This window comes from Phenylobacterium sp. (genome assembly GCF_004297125.1).
Taxonomy (GTDB): Bacteria; Pseudomonadota; Alphaproteobacteria; order Caulobacterales; family Caulobacteraceae; genus Phenylobacterium.
In genome coordinates this window covers 113,781-133,799 of sequence record NZ_SCVD01000007.1, presented here as the reverse complement: position 1 = coordinate 133,799, position 20,019 = coordinate 113,781, and the positions used below count along the sequence as shown (strand labels likewise).

Genomic DNA, 20,019 nt, shown 5'->3' with positions numbered 1-20,019 from the left:
CAGGGAGGCCAGATCAGAGCCGGCCCCGGGCTCGGAGTAGCCTTGGCACCACTGAACTTCGCCGCGGCAGATCGGCGGAATATGCTCCAGCTTCTGTTCTTCAGTGCCGTACTCGAGCAACGTCGGGCCGAACATCATGACGCCCATTCCCCCGATCGGGTTGTAGGCGCCAGCGCGCGAAAATTCCTGGTGGATAACTCGGGCGTGGGCCGAAGAAAGCCCCGCACCGCCGTATTCGGCAGGCCACGTCGGCGTCCCCCAGCCCTTTTCGCCGACCGCCTTGCGCCAGGCGACCTGTTCCTCGGTAGGCTTAGGGCGCTCTTCTAGCACGATCGGATTGCCCAGGCCTTCAAGGTCCTGCGGGAAGTTGACTTCGACCCAGGCCCGCACGTCCTGACGAAAAGCCTCGATAGTCTGATCTGCGCCGTCAGCCATTAGAAGAACTCCAGTTTTTGAAGGGACGCGATCAGTTTCAAATGCGGCTAGGACGGCCACGTCTAGATTGCGTAGTTGTCAGACGGCGATCCCGTACAGCTCCGCCACGTTGTCGTGGCAGATCCAGTTCCGTTCCTGCTCGCTCAAGTCCTTGGTGTGCTCTTCGAGCATGGTTTGCGACAGGGGCCAGGTTGAATCGGAATGCGGGAAATCGTTCGCCCACATCAGTCGACGGACATTGCACATGTCCTTCATCCTGAACGCCACCCAGTCATCCTGGAAGGTCACATAGATGTTGTCCCTGAAATACTCGCTCGGCATGCGCGCGAGCAGGGGGGCCTTCATCCAGTAGCGATGGCGTTTGTAGGCGTGGTCCATGCGATACATGTAGTGTGGGACCCAACCCGCGTCGGCCTCGACGCAGACGACCTTGAGGCCGGGAAAACGATCGAAGACGCCGCCGAATATGAACGTGCCCATCACATCCTGGCAGCCGCGGATAATGGATAGGAAGCCGTTGATCCGCGGACCGCGCGTCTGGCCTGCAAGGCTGTCCGACTTGCCGGTCAGGATATGGAAGGACAGCGGCATGTCGCACTCGACAGCGGCTGCCCAGACCTTGTCGTAGACGGTGGAGTCGTAGTCTTCCACGGCGGGGTTACCGGGCATCATCACGCCTTTGAAGCCCATTTCCTTCGCGTGAAGGATTTCCGCGACGCCGTCCTCCGGCGTGCGCATGGAAACCTGCGCCAGACCGTAAAGCCGGTCGGGAGCCTCGCCGCAATACTCCTGCAGCCATCGATTATAGGCGTCGAAACAGGCCTTCTTGAAATCGAAGTCGGGATGATTGCAGAGCATCATTCCGACTGTGGGATAGATGAACTCGGCCGCAACGCCGTCCCGTTCCTGATCGGCCACGCGGAACTTGGCGTCCCAGCCGCTTCTCCACAGATCCTCGAAGGCCACGCCGTGCGTCGTGATCTGCGACGGGTCCTTGCCAGCTGCGGCGACCAGCCCCATTGGAATCGGCGAGGGCAGTCCTTCGATGACGAAGACATCGCCGATCTTGTCGAGCCGCTCCATCCGCGGCGCGCGGTCGCGGAACTTCGGGTCGATGTAATCCACGTAGCAATGCGGCGGCTCGGTGATGTGCGAGTCCGCCGATATGGGCTTCTTGATCATCTCTTTCGACCCCGCGTCGATTCGGAAGGGTGACGTGATCGCGATCACCTGGTGCGTCTCAATACGTAGCAGATATATGTTAGCATGAAACACGTACGTGTGGTCCTTGCTCGTGAGCGCGGCATCGAGTTCGAGCTTCGGGCAGCGATTGGAAGGAAGTGATGGCGAAGGTCAGGGTGGCCAGCGACGGCGCGGTTCGTGAGGTGACGCTGGCGCGCGGCGAAAAGCGCAACGCGCTCGACGCGGATATGCTGGCGTCGCTGACCGAGGCCTTCACCGGTCCGCCCGCCGCCCGGGAGCGGGTCACGGTGATCCGCGCCGAGGGACCGGTGTTTTGCGCGGGCCTCGATCTGCGGGGAACGCCGCGGCGGCGTGATTGGCTCGTCGGCCATAGAGACGATGCTCCACGCAATCGAACTCTACCCTGTGCCGGTGGTGGCCGTGGTCCAGGGCGACGCCATCGCCGGCGGCAATGAACTGGCCTTGCATTGCGACTTCGTGGTGGCGAGCGAATCCGCCCGATTCGGCATGTCCCTGGCCAGGATAGGTGTGAACTCCGACGCTAATGGCGGTCTATCTCCAGGGCTATGTGGCGGGGACCTGGCGGTTGAGTGTTCGGTACACGGTCGGGCGGGACACCGAGAACAGCTCCGCCAAATCGCTGATCGCGTATTCGCCGGTGCCGTGCATCCGGCGCAGCTCCTTCTGCTGTTTCTCCGAGAGCTTCGGCTGCTTTCCCTTGAGTTTCCCTCGTGCGCGGGCGATCGCCATGCCCTCGCGCGTCCGGAGTCGGATGAGGTCGCCCTCGAACTCGGCGAAGGTGGCCAGGATGTTGAAGAACATCTTCCCCATCGGGTCAGCGGGATCATAGATGCTCGCTCCCAGCTTGAGCTTGACGCCCCGAGCGACCAGGGCGTCGGCGATGGAGCGCGCGTCCGGAACTGACCGGGCCAAGCGATCCAGTTTGGGAACGACCAGCGTGTCGCCGCTGCGGACCGCGGCGAGAGCCTGATCCAGCCCCGGCCGGGAGCGGTTCGCACCGGTCAAGCCGTGGTCGGTGTAGATGCGATCGGCCGCCACGCCGAGCTCCTGGAGCGCCGCGCGTTGGGCGGCGAGGTCCTGCTTGTCGGTGGAGCAGCGGGCGTAACCGATCAAGGTTGTCGTCATGCCGAAAGTGTACGTTAAGCCTCCCCTCAATGAAAGACTCAGCGTACGGGTCTTATGAGACTCCGGAGGTCCTGAGTTTGTGGGGCGCGGTTCGTGCGGGGCGGACCGTCCGTTCAACGATCCTCTTTCGGACACCCGCGCACGTGCGGAGGGCGGCATGGAGCAGCCGGCAGCGCCAATGGCGCTCGACACCGAGGCCGGACAACAGCGCAGGAAAGCGATGGCTCGCTTCGCCGTGCTCCGGCCAGTCCTGGACGATGAAGTTCCGCTCACCTTCGCAGCGAGGGCCGCTGGAGTCCCGCTCCGCACTGCGCAGCGCTGGCTGGCTCGTTATCGCATGCACGGCCTGTCAGGCTTGGAGCGTCTCACCCGCTCGGACGCGGGCGTTCGACAGACGCCGGCCGATCTCGTCGGCCTGATCGAGGGAATGGCGCTCAAGCGGCCGCGGGTCTCAGCCGCCACGATCCATCGGCGGGTCGCCGAGGCCGCAAGAGCCAAAGGCTGGCGCGCGCCATCTTACAGCACCGTGCACGCCATCATCGCGCGCCTCGAACCGGGGATGGTGGCGTTGGCTCACGATGGCATCGCCGGTTTTCGGGACCGTTACGAACTGATCCATCGCCATCGCGCCGCAGCGCCCAACGCGGTCTGGCAAGCCGATCACACCATGCTCGATCTCCTTATTCTGGACGAGCGGGGCAAGCCGGCTCGGCCCTGGTTGACCACGGTGCTCGACGACCATTCTCGGGCTGTCGCCGGCTACGCCGTCTTTCTCGGGGCGCCGTCCGCCTTGAACACCTGCCTCGCGCTTCGGCAGGCCATATGGCGCAAGAGCGAGGCGGCCTGGCCGGTCTGTGGTATCCCGGACATGCTCTACGTCGATCATGGCAGCGACTTCACGAGCCTGCACCTCGAACAGGTCTCGGCCGCGCTACGCTTTCAGCTGACGTACTCCGCCGTCGGCCGCCCGCAGGGCCGCGGCAAGATCGAGCGGTTGTTCGGAACGATCAATACGGAGCTGCTGCCTGAGCTTCCCGGCTGGCTATCCGGCGGCAAGGCGGCAGCTGCTCCGAGGTTGTCTTTGGCGGAACTCGATCGCGCCATCGGCGCCTTCGTGTCCGGCATCTACCATGTTCGCCCTCACAGCGAGACCGGTCAGACGCCGCTCGACGCTTGGCGTGGGGACGGCTTCCTTCCGCGCCTGCCCGACAACCTGGAAGACCTCGATCTGCTCCTCATCATGCACGCCAAGGCGCGCACCGTTCAGCGTGACGGGGTCCGCTTTCAAGGTCTCCGCTACGTCAGCCCCACGCTCGCCGGTTACATCCGAGAGTCCGTCACCATCCGCTACGATCCGCGCGACCTCTCTGAAATCCGGGTGTTCCATCGCGACCGGTTCCTCTGCCGTGCCGTCAGCGAGGAGCACGCCGGCAACACGGTGACGCTGAAAGACATTGAGGCGGCTCGCCGGGCGCATCGCCAGGCGCTCCGCAACGGCATCAACGAGCGGATCGCTCGCGTGGCGGATTTCCTCCCGGTCGCCGGCGCATCGTCCGGCGCCGCAAAGCCGGGGTCACCCGCCCGACCGACCCGATCGAAGCTCAAGATCTACGAGGAGGACGGGACATGATGACATCGAGCGTCCGCCGGCGGGAACCCACCTTCATCGCCACCAAAGAGCATCGACGCTTCCTCGAGTTCGCCAAAGCCGTTCGTCAACACCGCTATATCGGTCTCTGTTATGGGCCTGCCGGTGTCGGCAAGACGCTGTCGGCCCGCCGCTACGCTCATTGGGACCAGGCTGAGCCGATTCTTGAGCTTGGAGGCACGTCAGATACCATGACCGCCGAGGTCCTGGCGGTGATGGCCAAGACGCGGACTGTGTTTCTCACGGCCGCCGTAATGGGAACCCTGCGCGATTTGCGCGACACCCTGGGCCACAGCCTTGTCGCAATCAGTGCCTGCATCGAAGAGCAGCTACGCCGTGAGGGCGTAGAGGTTCCCCGACTCCACGTTCATCGACTGGTCGAAATGGTCATAATCGACGAAGCCGAGCGGCTGCAAACCGCCGCGCTCGAACTCGTTCGCGACATCTTCGACCGCACCGGCATGGCGGTGATCCTGATCGGAATGCCGGGCATGGAGAAGCGCCTGGCTCGATACCCCCAGCTCTACAGCCGAGTGGGCTTCGCCCACCACTATCGGCCGCTGCATCAAGAGGAACTCACCTTCGTTCTTACCCGCCACTGGCGCCAACTGGGCCTTTTGCTCGACGACGCCGACTTCACCGACGCCCAGGCGATCGCCACTATCGCCCGGATCACTGGCGGAAACTTCCGGCTGCTGCAGCGCCTCTTCATCCAGATCGAGCGCATCCTGAAGATCAACGGCCTGTCGGTGATCACCGACGACGTGGTCGAAGCTGCCCGGAGCACGCTCGTCATCGGCGCCATATAGCGCTGGAGATCATCCGCCATTTAGCGCTGAAGCTCACACCCCAATGGACACCTCGGAAGGTCGATTGGCCCACGAAAAAGCCAAATTAATCTATTGCCGAAAAGCTGATGGTCGGTGATATTTTTCGTGGCGATATTGGTTCGCTGAAGGCGCCAGGCCGAGAGGAAGAAGCGGCCCATGCCCACGGTGATGAATGTTGCCGGGTTCCGCTTCTTCTTCTACAGCCTCGAAGGGGCGGAGCCGCCGCACATCCACGTCGAACGCGACCAGTGCGCCGCCAAGTTTTGGCTCGATCCGGTCCAGCTCGCCGGCTCGCGCGGTTTTCGATCCCACGAGATGAACCGTATCCGCGCCCTGGTTATCGAACACCGCGTGGCATTCAAGGAGGCCTGGCATGGGCATTTCGGCACTGAAGCTTGATAGCGACGCGGTCGATGTCCAAACGACCGATCTGGCGTTGCACATCGTCCTGGCGGATGGGCGAGAACTGGACGCGCCGTTGGAGTGGTTTCCGCGTCTGCGGGACGCCACCCCCGAGCAGCGCAAACATTGGCGTCTGATCGGCGGTGGCCAGGGCATCCATTGGCCCGACATCGACGAGGACATCGCCGTGGCCACGCTCCTGCGGTCGAGCTGACCGGCGAGACCCGATGGCTTTGATTGGATATGCCCGTGTCTCGACACGCGAAGAGCGGCAGGTTCTCGATCGCCAGATCGATGCGCTGACGGCAGCGGGCTGCGAGAAGATCTTCGACGATCGGCTGAGCGGCGTTCAAGCCGATCGCCCGGGCCTGGTCGCCTGCCTCGGCTACCTGCGCGCTGGCGACGTGCTCACGGTTCTCGACCTTGATCGGCTTGGACGTCGGGCGCGGGACCTCATTGGGATGATCGAGGACCTCGAAAAGGAAGGCGTCGCGTTCAAGGCGCTCAATTCGCCGATGGATACGACCACGCCCGCGGGGCGCGCCTTCCTGCAGATCCAAGCCGCCTTCGCGGAAATGGAGCGCAATCTGATCCGACAGCGGGTCAACGAAGGTCTCACCGCGGCGCGCGCCAGGGGACGACAGGGCGGCCGCCCTCGGGTCATGACGCCGGAACGGCTGCGCTTCGCCCAGCACCTGATGGCCGACAAGAGCAGAACCATCCCTCAGATCTGTCGTGAACTGGGCGATATCCCCTCAAGCACACTCTATCACTACCTGCACGCCGACGGCACGCTGAAGGACCCTGGACAGCGTCTCCTCGCCTCCGCAGCGGCGTAAGTGAGCCCAACCGAGCCCGCGCCGGTCGGCGGGCCTGGCTCAGAAAAGCTGAATGTCGTTATTAATCAATAATTTGTCCCCCGTTTACCGGCGTAACATATTGAAATCACATAACTTCCTTAGCGTCACTTTTGGCGCCGATCTTACGGAAAGGCCCACTCCGGGACCACGACAGCGATGCGCTGACGGTCACCAGGGCGCCGAAGAGCGCCGTTCCAACGCCAGCCGGGAGGCTATCGTGGTGGCCTCTCGCCAGAAGACGCTCCTGCCGCTCGATGATGTGCTGGGCTGCCTGACGGACACCGTCCCCAAGCTCAGCCGCAGCGCCCTGCACCGCTGCTTCCAGCGCCACGGCATCTCCCGGCTGCCGATCGAGAAGCGCAAGCGGTTCAAGACCTGCGAGCGTGGCGGTGGAGGCAGTTCAACGGCAACTTGTCTCCAGCCAGCTCGCCCGGAGAAGCACTTGGTCTGCTTGACGCGGCGCTCGCCACACTATCGTGAGATTATTGCAATGGCCGTTCGGGGCTGATCGAACCTTTGAACGCCGCTCGGCAATGACCTTGGGCCCCTAACGCGCATTCACCCTGAGATGCTGCAGCCCGCGGAAGAATGGCAGCGTGCGCCACGCCGGGGCTTCTTCGGGATCGCTGAGGCGAAGGTCCGGGAACCGATTGAACAGGCGCAGAATGGCGACCTGCGCCTCCATGCGGGCCAGCGGCGCGCCGATGCAGATGTGGGCGCCGCCGCCGAATGCGAGGTGCGGATGGTGCTTGCGGCTCACGTCGAAGCGGTGCGGATCCGAGAACATCTCCGGATCACGGTTGGCCCCGCGCAGCGAGACGAGCATCGATTGGCTGGCTTTGATCGGGCAGCCGCCGACTTCGATGTCCCTTGAGGCGATCCGGCTGGTTATGTCCACCGGGGGGTCGTACCGAAGCACCTCCTCGACGACCGCGTTGATGATGCCCGGGTCGGCCCGAAGCTTGGCCAACTCATCCGGATGGGTCAGCAGCAGGCGTACCGCGTTGCCGATCAAATCCGTTGTCGTGAGGTTGCCGCCCACCAGCAGCGCCGAAAGGTTTATGCGAAGTTCGGCGTCGCTGACCGGCAGACCTTCGGCCTGAAGCCCGGTCATGTCGCTGAAGAGGTCATCCTGCGGGTGCTTCCGACGAAGCGCGAGCATCTCGGTAAAATAGTCTGCGAGCGCCGGTCGGGCCCGTTCCAAATGCTCGGTCTGAGCGGCCGTCCGGAATGGGTTGAGACCCTGAATGACCCCCTCGGACCAGTCCCGAAACTCGCTCAGTCGTTCATGATCCACACCGAGAATCGCAGCGATGACATCGATTGGGATCGGCACGCAGAAGTCCGGCATCAGGTCGAAAGTCGGCTCGTGAGCGAGGCGGTCCAGGGCGACATTGACGATGCGCTCCACGTTCGGCCGCCCCTTCGCCACCCGGGCATAGAGCGCGCGAGCCAAGGGCTGGCGGATGCGGGCATGGTCGGGGTTGTCGAGACTGAGGATGCTGGTGGTCTCGCCGCGTGTCTCGCCCGGCACGGCATTCTCCAGCATCCGGCGCTGGAAGACAGCCGCCTCTTCGGCGCGAAGCGGATCTCGCCACATCTCAAGGTCTGAGACGGTCGCACGGACATCGGCGTAGCGCGTCAGAAAGTAAGTCCCCGCGGTTTCCTCGCGGTAGACCGGGCACTGCGACCTCAGGTTGTCGAGTACCTGATGCGGATCGTCCCGAAACTTCGCGTCCATCGGCGTGAGTTCGAAGATGTTGGGCAGCCGGTCAGCGGTCATGTGTCTGCGTCTCCAGGGCGAGGTGTTTGAGGAAGTCCGGAACCGCGCGCGGGCCGACCGAAGCGGTCGGCGACCAGGTCAAGGCCATCGGCTGTCTTGAACGCGACCCTGCGTGGCTCGGTCACCGACATGTCCCACCCTAACGACGCAGTCGCGGCGGCGGCCCCGCCACACCAGCCGGCCGAACGGGCAGGCCCAACGATCGCCTCTCGTTGCTGCGCCAGCCATGTTAGCAGGTTTATGGCGCGAACTAACATATATGTGTTGTAGATTTCGATGAGCGACGCCGCAAAGATCGAGCGAAACGACCAAACGAGGGAGCCTTCAGGAGAAGCTGAGCACCCGTTGGGAAGCGCGCCGCTCGAGTGGTTCTTCCTCGCCTGCGTCTCAACTCTCTGACGCCCGCCTTTCGGCCGCCAGGGCATGCTCAATGGCGGTGCGGAATGACCACGGGCATCGAAGAATAGCCCCGGATTAGCACCGACGGCACACGGCGGGGCTCTTCGACGACCCGGATCTCTGCAAACCGCGGCAGGATTTCCTCCCAAAGAATGCGCAACTGCAGCTCGGCCAGGCGATTGCCGACGCAGCGGTGGATGCCGAACCCGAACGACAGATGGTTGCGAGGCCGCTCCCGGTCGATGATGTAGGCGTCTGGATTGTCGATCGCCGTCTCGTCCCGATTGCCCGAGGCATACCAGATGAGCACCTTGTCACCCTTCTTGATGAGCTTGCCGCCAATCTCGAAGTCCCGGGTGGCGGTGCGCCTCATGTTCGACAGCGGTGTCTGCCAGCGGATGGTCTCCGAAACCATGGAGGGGATCAGGTCTGGGTTCGCCTGCAGTTTCCGTAGCTGTTCGGGGTTCTGGTTCATGGCCAGGATCGAGCCGGTCATCGTATTGCGGGTGGTGTCATTGCCGCCGATGATCAACAGGAGCAGGTTTCCGAGGTACTCCATGCGGTCCATGTTTCGCGTGGCCTCACCGTGGGCCAGCATCGAGATCAGATCGCCCTTGGGCGGGGCGTTGACCCGCTCGTTCCAGAGCCGCGTGAAATAATCCACACAGCCGAAGAGCTCCATTCTGCGCTCGGTCTCAAAGTCATCCGTGACGAATAGGCCCGAGTCAGGTCCCGCGGTGGCGATATCTGACCAGCGGGTCAGCTTGCGCCGTTCATCCCACGGGAAGTCGAACAGCGTGGCCAGCATCTGGGTGGTGAGTTCGATGGAGACCCGATCGACCCAGTCGAAGGTCTCGCCGATCGGCAGTTCGTCCAGGGTTTTCGCGATACGGCTGCGGATCAACGGCTCCATCAGGTGAAGGTTGGCCGGCGACACGATCGGGCTGACGGTCTTGCGCTGGACGTCATGCTTCGGCGGGTCCATCGCGATGAACATCGGAAGCGTGAAGTCTTCCTTGGGATCGAAGATGGTGATCGACGGCTCGGACGAAAACACCTCGTGGTTGGTGTCGACGGCCATGATGTCGGCGTAGCGGGTGATCGACCAAAACGCGCCGTCCGGGTGGTGGTGAGCCGGATGCAGATGGACCGGGTCCTCCTTGCGCAGCCGCTCCAAATACGGCCACGCCGTATCGGTGCGCCATAACTCGGTGTCGGCGAGATTGATGTCCTCCAACGGCATTGCGTAGGCTTTTGCGCGGGCCTCGGCCCTCAGATCGATCGAACCGTCGCTCATCGAAGTCTCCATGGCTCGTTCACTCGTCGATCAAGCCGACGCATGAGTTGTCGTCGTTCTAAGCAAAAATCCCTCGTAACCGTTGGCGGCGCTCGCCTGGCACATCTGCAGGTACATCGGCACGCCGCCGGGATAATTCAGCAGTTCCCGTGGCTTGCCGGGTATGTTGGCTCCCATGTACCAAGAGTCAGCCAGGGGAAAGAGCGTCATGGCGCCAACGGCCTCAACATGGTCCTTCCACGTCTGTTCGGCGGCGGGGGTCGCCTCGAACCGGCTCACGCCCGCGTCGCGCATGTGTTTCAGGAATTCGAGCACCCAGTCGCCCTGCAGCTCGGCGCAGGTGGGACCGTTGCAGAAGCCCGAGGGGCTCTGGGGCCCGTAGAGGAACAACAGGTTGGGGAAGCCGGCGCTCGCCATACCCAGGTGGGTCCGCGCGCCCTGCGCCCACTTGTCCTTCAGCGTCACCCCGTCGACGCCGCGGATGTCGATCTGCGTGAGCCCGCCGGTGACCGCATCGAAGCCGGTGGCCAGGACCAGGATGTCGAGGTCGTACTCGCCGTCTGCCGTCCTCACGCCGCCTGGGGTGATCTCCAGGATCGGGGTGGCCTTCAGATCCACGAGGCGCACATTGTCCTGGTTGAAGACGTCGTAGTAGGTCTGCTCCAGGGACGGGCGCTTGACCCCGAAGGGGTGCGGCGGCTCCCGGGGCGCTAGCTGCTCCGCCAGCTTCGGATCCCGGATGCGCGCCTGCACCTTTGCGCGCCAGAAGTCGTAGGCTGTACGATTGGCCTCCAGGTTCATCATTACGTCGTAGAAGGTCGAGGCCCAGAAGCTGAAACCACCCGCGGCCCAGCTCGCCTCATAGATGGCCTGCCGCTCTTCCGGCGAGACCTCGAGCGCAGACTTCCCGCTCGCGTGGAAGTCGAAGCCCCCGAAGCTCTCTCGCCGCCGCGCGAACCGGGCGGGGTAATCCCGTTTCATCTCGACCTGGGTCGCCTCGTCCAGCGCGCATTGCTGCATCGCCAGCGCCAGAATCGGCGTGCGCTGGAAAACCGTCAGCTCGGCGGCCACGGCCGCGGCTTCCTGCACCACCTGCACGCCGCTGGCGCCAGTGCCGATCACGCCCACGCGTTTGGCGGTCAAGTCCAGGCCGTTCTGCGGCCACCAGGCGGTGTGGTGCTTGGCGCCCTTGAACTGCTCCAGACCCTTGAGCTCGGGAACATAGGGCTTGGCGGCGAACCCCGTGCAAAGCACCAGGAACTGCGCCCGCACAGCGCCACCGTCCTGCGTCCTCACGGTCCACTGCTGCCGGCCTTCGTTGAATTCAGCGGCTTCAACGCGGGTGTTGAATCGGATGTCGCGGCTCAGATCGAGCTTCTGATCGACGTAACGAAAATAGCGACGAAGCTCGTCCCAGGCCGGGAACCGCTCGGTCCAGGTCCAGTCGCGCCAGAGGTCCTCGCTGGAGAACTCGTACATCGGGACGTGGGTGTCGACGCGGGCGCCAGGATAGCAGTTCCAGTACCAAATGCCGCCCAGGTCGGCGCCGGCCTCGAGCAGCCGCACCGAGAACCCCAGCTGGCGCAGGCGATGGAGCTGGTAGAGACCGGTGAACCCCGCGCCGACCACCAGGATGTCGAACGCCTCGGCGGCTTGGGTTTCGGACGGGATGCCAGATTGGGTTGTCATGACCTCACGCCAGTCCCAGGTCGCGCCGCGCGAAATCCGTGACCGTCTTGTAGTCGGCCTTGCCGTTCGAGGCCCTGAGAGGCACCCGGGTCACCAAGATGCGCTTGGGGGTCTTGTAGCCGGCCAGGCTGGCGCGCACGTGGCGGCGCACATCGTCCTCGTCGAACGCGGCGCCGCTCGCCACCGCCACCACGCCGGTCACGGCCTGGCCCCATTTGTCGTCGGGCACGCCGACCACCAGCGCGTCCTCAATCGCCGCGTGGGTCTTCAGCGCCTCTTCCACTTCTTCGGGATAGACCTTCTCGCCGGCGGTGTTGATGCAGGCGCTACCGCGCCCCAGGAGCGTCATGGCGCCATCGGCCTCTACCGTGCACCAGTCCCCTGGGATCGAATATCGCTGGCCGCCTATGGTTCGGAAGGTCTTGGCGGTCTTTTCCGGATCCCTGTAGTAGCCGAGAGGAATCGGGCCGCCGATGGCAATGATCCCGGCCTTGCCACTGCCGGGCTCCACAAGGTTCTCGTCCTCGTCGAAAACCTTGCACCGGGGACCGATCTGGAACGACGCCGTCCTGACCTCACCGTCCTTGGTCATGGCTGAGGAGCCGAAGCCAAGCGCCTCTGAAGCGCCGAAGGAATCCATCAGCGCGACTTGCGGAATATGGCGCAGCAGACCGGCCTTCACCTCGCGGCTCCACATCACGCCGGACGACACCATCGAGACGAGGCTCGAGGTGTCGAAACGGCCCGGGTTCGCGTCGAGGGCCTGCAACATCGGCTTGGCGAAGGCGTCTCCGACGATGGCGATCGATTGCACCTTCCGGCGCGCCACAACCGACCAGAGTTCGCCAGCGTCGAACGAGGGGCTCTGCAGGGTCACGACGCACCCGCCGCCCATCATGCATCCAATCGCCGTGATGAGACCGGTTCCGTGCATCATAGGACAAGCTGGCAGGGTCCGACTTCCCGGACCGACGGCGCGGATCGAATCCAGGTGCGCCTCAAGGGATTCGGGCGCCGGGCCCAGCCGGCGCAGCGCGTCGAGTTGCGCTTCTCGCAAGTCGTCATGGCGCCACATCACGCCCTTGGGCATGCCCGTCGTGCCGCCGGTATAGATGAACAGCAGGTCGTCGGAGGATCGCTCGATGCCGAGCGGCGCGCCGTCACCGACTGTGGCCAGGCTCTCGTAGGATTCCGCGAAGGGCGGCCGGTCGCCCTCGTCGCCAACTTCGATGAACGTCACGACCTTGGACAGCCGGTCCTTGAGTTGCAGGACCGTGTCGCGAAACTCCGATCCGTAGATCACGGTCTGAGCGTCCGAGTCGTCGAAGATGTAGAACACCTCGTCGGGCTTGTAGCGGTAGTTGACGTTCACATGCGTCAGCCGGCCCTTGAAACAGGCGGCCAGGGCCTCGCCATATTCCGGCCGGTTGCGCATGTAGAAGGCCACCTTGTCACCCGGCCTCGCGCCGCGCGCCAACATTGCCCTGGCCAAGTTGTTTGAACGGCGGGTGGTTTCCCCCCACGTCACGACGCGATCGCCGTGAATGAAGGCGGGCGCCTCCGGCGGGACGACCCGCGGAAGCGCATCGAGGATTTCGCCGAAATTCCAAGCCATGCTCAGGTCCTCCTACGCCGCGATCCAGCCCTGCAGCCGCGCGGCTTCGTCGCGCACGGTTTCGGGGCCGCCAAGCAGCTGGCGATCGAGGCCGATCCGCTTGAACCAGTAGTGCAGCCCGGCGAGGTCGGTGAATCCCATGCCCCCGTGCACCTCCGTCGACGTCCGGGCGACGAGCCGGCCGACCTCTGAGAGATGCGATTTGGCATGGCAGGCCATCAGAGGCGCCTCATCCGGCATATGGTCGAACGCGTGGGCCGCGTACCAGACGAGCGACCGGGACGGCTCCAGAGCCGCCGCCATCTCGGCGCACATGTGCTTCACCGCCTGGAAGGATCCGATCGGCCGCCCGAACTGCCGGCGCTGTCCGGCGTACGCCACGGCCTGTTCGATCATCGCGGCGCCCGCGCCCAGGGTGTCGGCGGCCAGCATGACGCGTCCCGCGTCGACGATCCGGCGGGTCGTCTCGGGTCCGCTTCCCGGCAGCGGCTCGGCCGCCACGCCGGACAGGCGCAGCTCGCCCACAGACCGCGTCCTGTCGATCGTCGGGAGGGCGATCAACTCAACGCCGACCGCATCCGCCGCGACCAGGTGCTGGCGCCCGGTTTCGTCGGCTACGACGATGACCTCGGCGTCGGCCGCATCGAGAACAAAGAGAGCGGCGCCCTCAAGGCGCCCGTTCTTGGCCCGGACGCCGGCGCCGTCGCGGCTCAGGATCGATTCCGTCACTGCGACGGCCGCCGTCGCCTCGCCTTTGGCGAGCCTCGGCAGCCAAGTCTGTTGCTGACCCGCCGATCCCCCGCTCATGATGGCCAGGGGCGCCATGACGTGCGCGCCCGTGAAATGCGCTGGGGCGACCCGATGCCCCAGCGCCTCGGCGACCAGGGCGGCTTCCAGGAGGCCAAGGCCCATGCCGCCGTACTCGGCGGGGATCAGGATGCCGGGGACGCCAAGGCCGGCCAGGCCCGCCTTGAGCGTGGCGCTCACGACCTGCGGCCCGGCCGCGGTATCGCGAACGTGCTGCATCGGGCAGGCGTCGGCCAGATACCGCGCGACGCTGTCCTGCAGCATGCGCTGCTCGCTCGAGAGCCCGAACTCCATCAGCGGGCTCCCTCCGCCGCGAGCTTCGGCTCGCGCGGCATGCCGAGCCCGCGCTCGGCGATGATGTTCTTCTGGATTTGGGCAGTGCCGCCGCCGATGATCAAGCCGAGCTGGAACATGTAGTTTTGCTGCCAGGCGCCGTGATCTCGCAGGTGCGGCGCCTCATCGTAGAGCACACCCAGTTCGCCCAGGGCGTCGATGCCCAGGGCGGAGATCTGGTGGGCCAGTTCGCAGGCCTGCAACTTGACGACCAGCCGCGCCAGCCCGGCCTCCCCGCCGTTGGCCGACGCGCTGAGCACGCGCAGCCCGTTGAATTTCATGGCGGCGATCTCGGCCTGTAGCCGCACCAGGCGGTCGCGCAGAACGGGATTGTCCATGATCGCCGCGCCGCCCGCGGTCTCGGTCCGCATCAGCTCGACAAGCGCCTGGAACCGGGACTCCAGCTGACCGGGATCGCCCAGCATTCCGCGCTCGTGCTTCAGCGTCGTGTTGGCCACGATCCAGCCCTGTCCGCGCTTTCCGACGATCTGCGACTTCGGAACCCTGACGTCGGTGAAGAACGTCTCGTTGAACTCCGCCCGCCCCGTCATGGTCACGAGCGGCCGAACCTCGATGCCCGGCGTCTCCATCGAAAAGATGAGGTAGCTGATCCCGTCGTGCTTGGCCTTGTCCGGCTCGGTGCGGACCAGACAGAAGATCATGTCCGCCTCGCGCGCGGTGCTGGTCCAGATCTTCTGGCCGTTGATGACGAAGTCATCCCCGTCCTCGATCGCGCGCGTCTGGAGGCTGGCGAGATCCGAGCCCGAGCCCGGTTCGGAATAGCCTTGGCACCAGATGACTTCGCCTCGGATCGTCGGTCCGATCCATTGCCGCTTCTGGTCCTCGGTCCCCAACTCCAGCAGGGTCGGAACCAGCATCGAGATGCCCTGGTTCTGCAGTCCGGGCGGAACCCCCGCATAGGTGAACGCCTCGCCGATGATCCGCGACTTCAGGATATCCGGCGCGGCGCCAAAGCCGCCATACTCCTTGGGGATGGTCCGCGCGGCGTAGCCGTGCTCGATCAGCAACTTCTGCCAGGCCACCGCTTCTGGGGACGGACGCTGCGCGCCCCCGCGCCCCTTGGGCGCCGCGTCGCGATGCGCGTCCAGAAAGTCGAGAACCTCCTGTCGGAAGGCCTGGTGCTCGGGACTGTAGGTCAGGTCCATCGGCGGGTCCTCATGCTGGGCCTACGGGTGGCCATCAGGCCGCCTTGCTGGCCGCGAGCGTCCCCAGGGGCTGGAAACAAGGCAGCTGGAAGCCATCCCCGATCACTTGGAAGACCAATTCGACGCGAAGGCCGAGCTGGAGCGCGCTGCGGTCGCAGTTCAGCAATCGAGTCGCCATCCGCACGCCCTCGTCGAGCTCCACCAGGGCGGCGATGTAGGGGATGTCCGCGGCGAAGGCGGGATGTAGCGCCTGGTGGGTGATGGTCCAGGAGTACAGGCTGCCGGTTCCCCGGACCGGGGTCCAGGCGAAGTCGGGTGACCCACATTGGGCGCACATGTACCGCGGCAGGAACCGCCAGGCTCGACAATGGTCGCACCTCTGAAAGCGCAGGCGACCATCCTGGCATTGCTGCCAGAACGCCTCGTCCATCGGGTCCTGGGTGCGCGGAAGCGGCGCGGGAACGGTGGGGGGTTGCATCGCCATCAGGTCCTCAGGATCGCCAGGCTGCCGTCGCCAAGATCGCCCCAGCCGGTGACCAGGCCCAATTTGGCGCCGGGAACCTGACGCGGGCCGGCGTCGCCACGCAGCTGCCTGACCGCTTCGAGGACGTGATTGAGGCCCCAGACATGCGCTTCGCTGAGGAGCCCCCCGTGGGTGTTCAGGGGATAGCGGCCACCCAGCTGGATTTGACCATCCTTCACGAAGTCATGGATGGCGCCGGGCTCGCTGAACCCCAGCGCTTCAAGCTGCAGGAGGACCACATAGGTGAAGCAGTCGTAGACCTGCAGGAAGTCCATGTCCCGGGCCGAGACGCCGGCCATCTCGAACGCCCGCGGCGCGGCGTAGGCGAGACCGATCTTCAGCATGTCGGGACGGGAAGGAATGTCGTCGGCGGGATAGGGATGGCCTTCGGCCGCGCCGGCGATCAGCACCGGTCGGTGCGGCATGTCTCGAGCCCGTTCGGCGCTGGTGACGACGACCGCGCAGGCGCCGTCTGTCTCGAGACAGCAGTCGTAAAGACGGAAGGGTTCGGAGATCCACCGCGCGTTCAGGTACTCTTCCATGTCCAGCGGCCGGCCGTAGGTCATGGCGTTCGGGTTCAGCTGGGCGTGGGCCCGGCAGGCCAGGGCGACTTCCCCCATCGCTTGGTCGGGCACGCCGTAGAGTTGCTGGTGGCGCGTCGCGATCCAGGAATACATCTGCGCCGGCATCATCACGCCATAGGGCATGTAGAAGCCCTGGATGGTGCGGGTCAGGGTGTTCATGTTCATGGCCCGCTGCGGCGGCCGGCCTGGCTTGGGGCGGAGCGCGGAGTAGCCGTTCCAGCCCAGCACCACGAGCACATTGTCAGCAATGCCGGCGGCCACGGCCATGGCTGCGTTCTGAAGCGCCGTTGTCGGGCTCGCCCCGCCCATGTGGACCGTCGAGGCGTAACGGAGCACATCGACGCCCAGGTTCGCGGCCAGCTCCTCGGAGGTGGTGTAGATCGGCGGCGGCACCATGCCGTCGATGTCCGATGGCCGCAGCCCGGCGTCGGCGATGGCCTTGCGCGCCGCCTCCAGCATGAGGTCCACGGCGGTGCGTTCGGACCCCTTGACATACTCCGTCTCACCGATGCCGACGATCGCCGCCTTGTCGCTGAAGCTCACGGTTCCTCCGGGTTTCCGGGCGCCTCTTCGGCGTCCCGCGGTGCGATATGTCACGGGTGGGCTAGATGGGCGGGATCAGGCAGGAATGGATGGACTCATCGCCGTCCACCTGGCGCGCGAGCGTCCGGATGGCCAGCTCCGCGTCCTCCAACGCGAAGTCGTGAGTGTGCATCAGCTCAAGGGGCAGCGACCGCGCTTCGATCAGGTCGATGGCCTTGCGATACCCCGATGAGGTGACACCGATCGCCCCCTTGATGGTGATTTCCTTGAAGACGATCAGGTCGGAGACGAAGTCCGGTATGGGTTTGAACCCTTTCACCCCGGCCAGGACGATCGTCCCGCCGGCGCGCACATAGCTCAGGGCCTCGCGTACCGGGTCGGTGGCGTAGGACGTCACCTCAACGACCACGTCGGCGCCCCGGCCGCCGGTCAGTTCCTTGATGCGTTCGATGGCGTTCTCGTTCTGAACGTCGATGGTGTGATGCGCCCCGAAAGTCCGGGCCAGGTCGAGTTTCCGCGCATCCGCAGCCATGCCTGTGACGATGATCTTCCCCGCCCCGGCCTGACGGGCGGCGATGACGCTGGCGAGGCCCCTTTGCCCGGGGCCGAGGATGACCACCGTGTCGCCCACCTGAGTCTGAGGAATCTCCACAGCCCAGCGGAAACCTGCGCCCAGCGGGTTGAACATCACGGCGAGCTCGGCCGGCAAGGACTTGTCCATCCGGTGTACGATCGTGTTGGGCGCCAGGTACATGTACTGGGCGTACGCGCCCCAGAGGCCGGGCTGGTTGGTGAGCGGGATGTAAGAGTAGATCTGGCGGTCAGCGCAAAGGTGATAGCGGCCCCCGAGGCAGGTGTCGCAGCTGTGGCAGGACAGCATGGTCTCGACGGCCACCCGGTCGCCGACATCGACCCCCCATCGGCGGGCAGCCTTGTCGCCGATGGCTTCAATGATCCCCACCGGCTCATGTCCGGGGATGACCGGCATCGGCGTTTTCAGCACACCTTCGAACTGCTCGTAGTCGCTGCCGCAGATCCCGCAGGCCTCGATGCGAAGGATCGCGCTGTCGGCTTCGATCTCGGGGACCGGAAGATCGCGCATCTCCAAGCGGCGCGGCGCCGTTTGAACCATCGCAAATGTCGTAGCCGGGATCACGGGCGGAACTCCACTTCGCACCCACAATCGTAACACGTATCTGTCGTAGTCAACTCATATCTGTTATGGCAATGAGCGATCGGAGGGTGCAGGCTGACGATCTGCGGATTGCCGCACACCGTCTCCTGACAGGGATTGAACGCGATGGCCGCCAGTGGAGCGAGGGTCGATCTTCTCAGTCTGGCCCAGGCGAAAGCCGCGGCAAGCGCCGCGGGCGTATCCGAGCAGATGGCGCCGCTCAGCGTCTTCCGGGTCTTGCTGCGGCATCCTGACGTCGCTGAGGAACTGGCCTCGACCCTCACCACGCTGCTTTTCCGCGGCAACAGGCTCGATGCGAGACTGCGCGAGCTGATCATCATGCGGATCGGCTGGCGGACCGGCTCGGTCTATGAATGGACCCAGCACTGGCGCGTGGCCCGTGGCCTCGAGATTCCTGAAGCCGACCTGGCCGCAACGCGGGACTGGCAGGGCGCGCCGAACCTCACCGAGGCCGACCGGGCGGTGCTGCAGGCCACCGACGACACCCTCGATAGAGGCATGATCGACGACGCGACCTGGGAAACCTGCTGCCGCCACCTGGCGACGGACGCCGAGCGGATCGAGCTGGTGGTCGCCATCGGCAACTGGACCATGTTTTCTCAGCTCCTCAAGAGTCTGCGGATTCCTTTGGAGGAGGGCGTCGAAGCGTGGCCGCCGGATGGCAGGGCGCCGCAGCCTTTGAGCCAGCCATCCCCAACGCGCGAGGCCCCATGACACGCCACCCGATCTCGCCCGATCTCGTCGGGCTCGAGTTTCCCGTCTCCACCGAGACCTGGTCTTCGAAGGACACGATGCTCTATGCCCTGGGCGTCGGAGCGAGGCCGGCTGCGGACCTGGACTTCATCTACGAAGGCCGGGGCCCGAAGGTTCTTCCGACCTACGCGGTCATTCCGGGCGGAACAGCGCTGGGCGGCATGATGCGCGCTGTCGAGATGCGCCTCGAAATGCTCTTGCACGGCGAGCAGGCCATCGAGCTGTTCCGGCCGCTTCCGCCGGACGGAACCGTCGAGGTGACCGGCCGGATCACCGAGGTCTGGGACAAGGGGAAAGCCGCTGTGCTGGGCGTGGAGAGTCTGGGTCGCGACGCCGACGGTGACCTCTTCCGGACGCACGCAACGCTATTTGTCCGCGGCGCCGGCGGCTTCGGTGGCGAGCGCGGCCCCTCGGCGGGCGATGGCGACACCCTTCCCGACCGGGCGCCGGACATCGTGGCCCGCTTCGACACGCGCCCGGAACAGGGCGCGATCTACCGGCTCTCCGGCGACCGCAATCCGATCCACATCGATCCGGCGTTCGCAAAAATGGGTGGCTTCGACGCGCCCTTCATGCATGGGCTCTGCACCTACGGCATTGTCGGCCGAGCCGTCCTGCGAGAACTCTGCGCCGACGATCCTGCCGCGTTCCGCGCGTTCCAGGGCCGCTTCGCCGATCGGGTGGAGTATGGCGATACGATCGTCACCAAGATCTGGCGCACGGGCGACGGTGAGGCGATCATTCAGGGCGAGACAGGAGACGGCCGTATCGTGCTGTCTCAATCCAGGGCAAGCTTCGCAGTCTAGGC

Annotated in this window: 20 protein-coding genes and 2 pseudogenes; 10 read left to right on the top strand and 12 right to left on the bottom strand. The window is 65.0% G+C overall.

Annotated elements, in window-relative coordinates:
- Both EPO51_RS04695 and EPO51_RS04690 read right to left on the bottom strand, forming a co-directional pair.
- Positions 1–435: acyl-CoA dehydrogenase family protein (locus EPO51_RS04695; protein WP_293346531.1), on the bottom strand; the 435-nt coding region annotated here is incomplete at its 3' end.
- A gap of 78 nt (positions 436–513) precedes the next feature.
- Positions 514–1,665 (bottom strand): amidohydrolase family protein, encoded by a 1,152-nt coding sequence (locus EPO51_RS04690; protein ID WP_293346528.1) that lies wholly within the window; start codon positions 1,663–1,665, stop codon positions 514–516.
- 113 nt (positions 1,666–1,778) lie between these two features.
- On the opposite strand from EPO51_RS04690, the gene EPO51_RS04685 reads away from it, so the two are divergent.
- Positions 1,779–2,093 carry an enoyl-CoA hydratase-related protein gene (locus EPO51_RS04685; RefSeq protein ID WP_293346525.1) on the top strand — a complete coding sequence of 105 codons (315 nt, stop codon included), beginning with the start codon at positions 1,779–1,781 and terminating at the stop codon, positions 2,091–2,093.
- Positions 2,065–2,127, top strand: a pseudogene (locus tag EPO51_RS28045) (hypothetical protein); the annotation flags it as partial. The gene EPO51_RS04685 and the pseudogene EPO51_RS28045, both read left to right, overlap by 29 nt.
- Before the next feature lie 75 nt (positions 2,128–2,202).
- Here EPO51_RS28045 and EPO51_RS04680 read toward each other — a convergent pair.
- Positions 2,203–2,772 carry a recombinase family protein gene (locus EPO51_RS04680; protein ID WP_293346522.1) on the bottom strand — a complete coding sequence of 190 codons (570 nt, stop codon included), beginning with the start codon at positions 2,770–2,772 and terminating at the stop codon, positions 2,203–2,205.
- A 169-nt stretch (positions 2,773–2,941) separates the two neighbouring features.
- Between EPO51_RS04680 and EPO51_RS04675 the strand changes: the two genes are divergently transcribed.
- The 6 genes and pseudogenes from EPO51_RS04675 to EPO51_RS28130 all read left to right on the top strand — a co-directional run.
- Positions 2,942–4,414, top strand: a complete 1,473-nt coding sequence (locus EPO51_RS04675) for a Mu transposase C-terminal domain-containing protein (RefSeq protein ID WP_293346519.1) — start codon at positions 2,942–2,944, stop codon at positions 4,412–4,414.
- The gene (locus EPO51_RS04670; RefSeq protein WP_293346516.1) at positions 4,411–5,241 is read left to right on the top strand and encodes an AAA family ATPase; all 831 of its coding nucleotides are present in this window, start codon (positions 4,411–4,413) and stop codon (positions 5,239–5,241) included. Before EPO51_RS04675 ends, EPO51_RS04670 begins: the two co-directional genes overlap by 4 nt.
- A 177-nt stretch (positions 5,242–5,418) precedes the next feature.
- On the top strand, positions 5,419–5,661 hold the full coding sequence (locus tag EPO51_RS04665) for a DUF4160 domain-containing protein (RefSeq protein ID WP_293346514.1): 243 nt from the start codon (positions 5,419–5,421) through the stop codon (positions 5,659–5,661).
- Positions 5,636–5,878: a DUF2442 domain-containing protein gene (locus tag EPO51_RS04660; protein WP_293346511.1), complete on the top strand. Its 243-nt coding sequence runs from the start codon at positions 5,636–5,638 to the stop codon at positions 5,876–5,878. The genes EPO51_RS04665 and EPO51_RS04660 overlap by 26 nt, the downstream gene beginning before the upstream one ends.
- A 13-nt stretch (positions 5,879–5,891) precedes the next feature.
- Positions 5,892–6,503 (top strand): recombinase family protein, encoded by a 612-nt coding sequence (locus tag EPO51_RS04655; protein WP_293346508.1) that lies wholly within the window; start codon positions 5,892–5,894, stop codon positions 6,501–6,503.
- Between the two features lie 173 nt (positions 6,504–6,676).
- Positions 6,677–6,912, top strand: a pseudogene (locus tag EPO51_RS28130) (IS481 family transposase); the annotation flags it as partial.
- 159 nt (positions 6,913–7,071) lie between these two features.
- Here the strand turns inward: EPO51_RS28130 and EPO51_RS04645 are convergent.
- From EPO51_RS04645 to EPO51_RS04605, 9 genes are all read right to left on the bottom strand, one after another.
- Positions 7,072–8,307: a cytochrome P450 gene (locus EPO51_RS04645; protein WP_293346505.1), complete on the bottom strand. Its 1,236-nt coding sequence runs from the start codon at positions 8,305–8,307 to the stop codon at positions 7,072–7,074.
- A gap of 427 nt (positions 8,308–8,734) precedes the next feature.
- Complete coding sequence (locus tag EPO51_RS04640) at positions 8,735–10,003, bottom strand: cytochrome P450 (RefSeq protein WP_293346502.1); 1,269 nt, start codon at positions 10,001–10,003, stop codon at positions 8,735–8,737.
- A 30-nt stretch (positions 10,004–10,033) separates the two neighbouring features.
- Positions 10,034–11,692, bottom strand: a complete 1,659-nt coding sequence (locus EPO51_RS04635; RefSeq protein ID WP_293346499.1) for a flavin-containing monooxygenase — start codon at positions 11,690–11,692, stop codon at positions 10,034–10,036.
- A 4-nt stretch (positions 11,693–11,696) separates the two neighbouring features.
- Positions 11,697–13,307, bottom strand: a complete 1,611-nt coding sequence (locus EPO51_RS04630) for an acyl-CoA synthetase (protein ID WP_293346496.1) — start codon at positions 13,305–13,307, stop codon at positions 11,697–11,699.
- 12 nt (positions 13,308–13,319) lie between these two features.
- On the bottom strand, positions 13,320–14,408 hold the full coding sequence (locus EPO51_RS04625; RefSeq protein ID WP_293346493.1) for an acyl-CoA dehydrogenase family protein: 1,089 nt from the start codon (positions 14,406–14,408) through the stop codon (positions 13,320–13,322).
- The gene (locus EPO51_RS04620; protein WP_293346490.1) at positions 14,408–15,613 is read right to left on the bottom strand and encodes an acyl-CoA dehydrogenase family protein; all 1,206 of its coding nucleotides are present in this window, start codon (positions 15,611–15,613) and stop codon (positions 14,408–14,410) included. The genes EPO51_RS04625 and EPO51_RS04620 overlap by 1 nt, the downstream gene beginning before the upstream one ends.
- A 34-nt stretch (positions 15,614–15,647) precedes the next feature.
- Positions 15,648–16,097: a Zn-ribbon domain-containing OB-fold protein gene (locus EPO51_RS04615; RefSeq protein WP_293346487.1), complete on the bottom strand. Its 450-nt coding sequence runs from the start codon at positions 16,095–16,097 to the stop codon at positions 15,648–15,650.
- Entirely contained in the window at positions 16,097–17,263 is a 1,167-nt protein-coding gene (locus tag EPO51_RS04610; RefSeq protein WP_293346484.1) for a thiolase C-terminal domain-containing protein, read from the bottom strand. Before EPO51_RS04610 ends, EPO51_RS04615 begins: the two co-directional genes overlap by 1 nt.
- A gap of 61 nt (positions 17,264–17,324) precedes the next feature.
- On the bottom strand, positions 17,325–18,365 hold the full coding sequence (locus EPO51_RS04605) for a zinc-dependent alcohol dehydrogenase (RefSeq protein ID WP_293346481.1): 1,041 nt from the start codon (positions 18,363–18,365) through the stop codon (positions 17,325–17,327).
- A 198-nt stretch (positions 18,366–18,563) separates the two neighbouring features.
- Between EPO51_RS04605 and EPO51_RS04600 the strand changes: the two genes are divergently transcribed.
- Positions 18,564–19,172 (top strand): carboxymuconolactone decarboxylase family protein, encoded by a 609-nt coding sequence (locus EPO51_RS04600; protein WP_257836388.1) that lies wholly within the window; start codon positions 18,564–18,566, stop codon positions 19,170–19,172.
- A complete protein-coding gene (locus EPO51_RS04595) occupies positions 19,169–20,017 on the top strand; it encodes a MaoC/PaaZ C-terminal domain-containing protein (protein ID WP_293346476.1) in 849 nt (282 codons plus the stop codon). The genes EPO51_RS04600 and EPO51_RS04595 overlap by 4 nt, the downstream gene beginning before the upstream one ends.
- Positions 20,018–20,019: the final 2 nt, after the last annotated feature.

Excerpts from the sequence above, each read along its gene's own strand:
- EPO51_RS04685 (WP_293346525.1), top strand. The coding sequence starts at position 1,779 with ATGGCGAAGGTCAGGGTGGCCAGCGACGGCGCGGTTCGTGAGGTGACG.
- EPO51_RS04675 (WP_293346519.1), top strand. The coding sequence starts at position 2,942 with ATGGAGCAGCCGGCAGCGCCAATGGCGCTCGACACCGAGGCCGGACAA.
- EPO51_RS04670 (WP_293346516.1), top strand. The coding sequence starts at position 4,411 with ATGATGACATCGAGCGTCCGCCGGCGGGAACCCACCTTCATCGCCACC.
- EPO51_RS04665 (WP_293346514.1), top strand. The coding sequence starts at position 5,419 with ATGCCCACGGTGATGAATGTTGCCGGGTTCCGCTTCTTCTTCTACAGC.
- EPO51_RS04660 (WP_293346511.1), top strand. The coding sequence starts at position 5,636 with ATGGGCATTTCGGCACTGAAGCTTGATAGCGACGCGGTCGATGTCCAA.
- EPO51_RS04655 (WP_293346508.1), top strand. The coding sequence starts at position 5,892 with ATGGCTTTGATTGGATATGCCCGTGTCTCGACACGCGAAGAGCGGCAG.
- EPO51_RS04645 (WP_293346505.1), bottom strand. The coding sequence starts at position 8,307 with ATGACCGCTGACCGGCTGCCCAACATCTTCGAACTCACGCCGATGGAC.
- EPO51_RS04640 (WP_293346502.1), bottom strand. The coding sequence starts at position 10,003 with ATGAGCGACGGTTCGATCGATCTGAGGGCCGAGGCCCGCGCAAAAGCC.
- EPO51_RS04635 (WP_293346499.1), bottom strand. The coding sequence starts at position 11,692 with ATGACAACCCAATCTGGCATCCCGTCCGAAACCCAAGCCGCCGAGGCG.
- EPO51_RS04630 (WP_293346496.1), bottom strand. The coding sequence starts at position 13,307 with ATGGCTTGGAATTTCGGCGAAATCCTCGATGCGCTTCCGCGGGTCGTC.
- EPO51_RS04625 (WP_293346493.1), bottom strand. The coding sequence starts at position 14,408 with ATGGAGTTCGGGCTCTCGAGCGAGCAGCGCATGCTGCAGGACAGCGTC.
- EPO51_RS04620 (WP_293346490.1), bottom strand. The coding sequence starts at position 15,613 with ATGGACCTGACCTACAGTCCCGAGCACCAGGCCTTCCGACAGGAGGTT.
- EPO51_RS04615 (WP_293346487.1), bottom strand. The coding sequence starts at position 16,097 with ATGGCGATGCAACCCCCCACCGTTCCCGCGCCGCTTCCGCGCACCCAG.
- EPO51_RS04605 (WP_293346481.1), bottom strand. The coding sequence starts at position 18,365 with ATGCGCGATCTTCCGGTCCCCGAGATCGAAGCCGACAGCGCGATCCTT.
- EPO51_RS04600 (WP_257836388.1), top strand. The coding sequence starts at position 18,564 with ATGGCCGCCAGTGGAGCGAGGGTCGATCTTCTCAGTCTGGCCCAGGCG.
- EPO51_RS04595 (WP_293346476.1), top strand. The coding sequence starts at position 19,169 with ATGACACGCCACCCGATCTCGCCCGATCTCGTCGGGCTCGAGTTTCCC.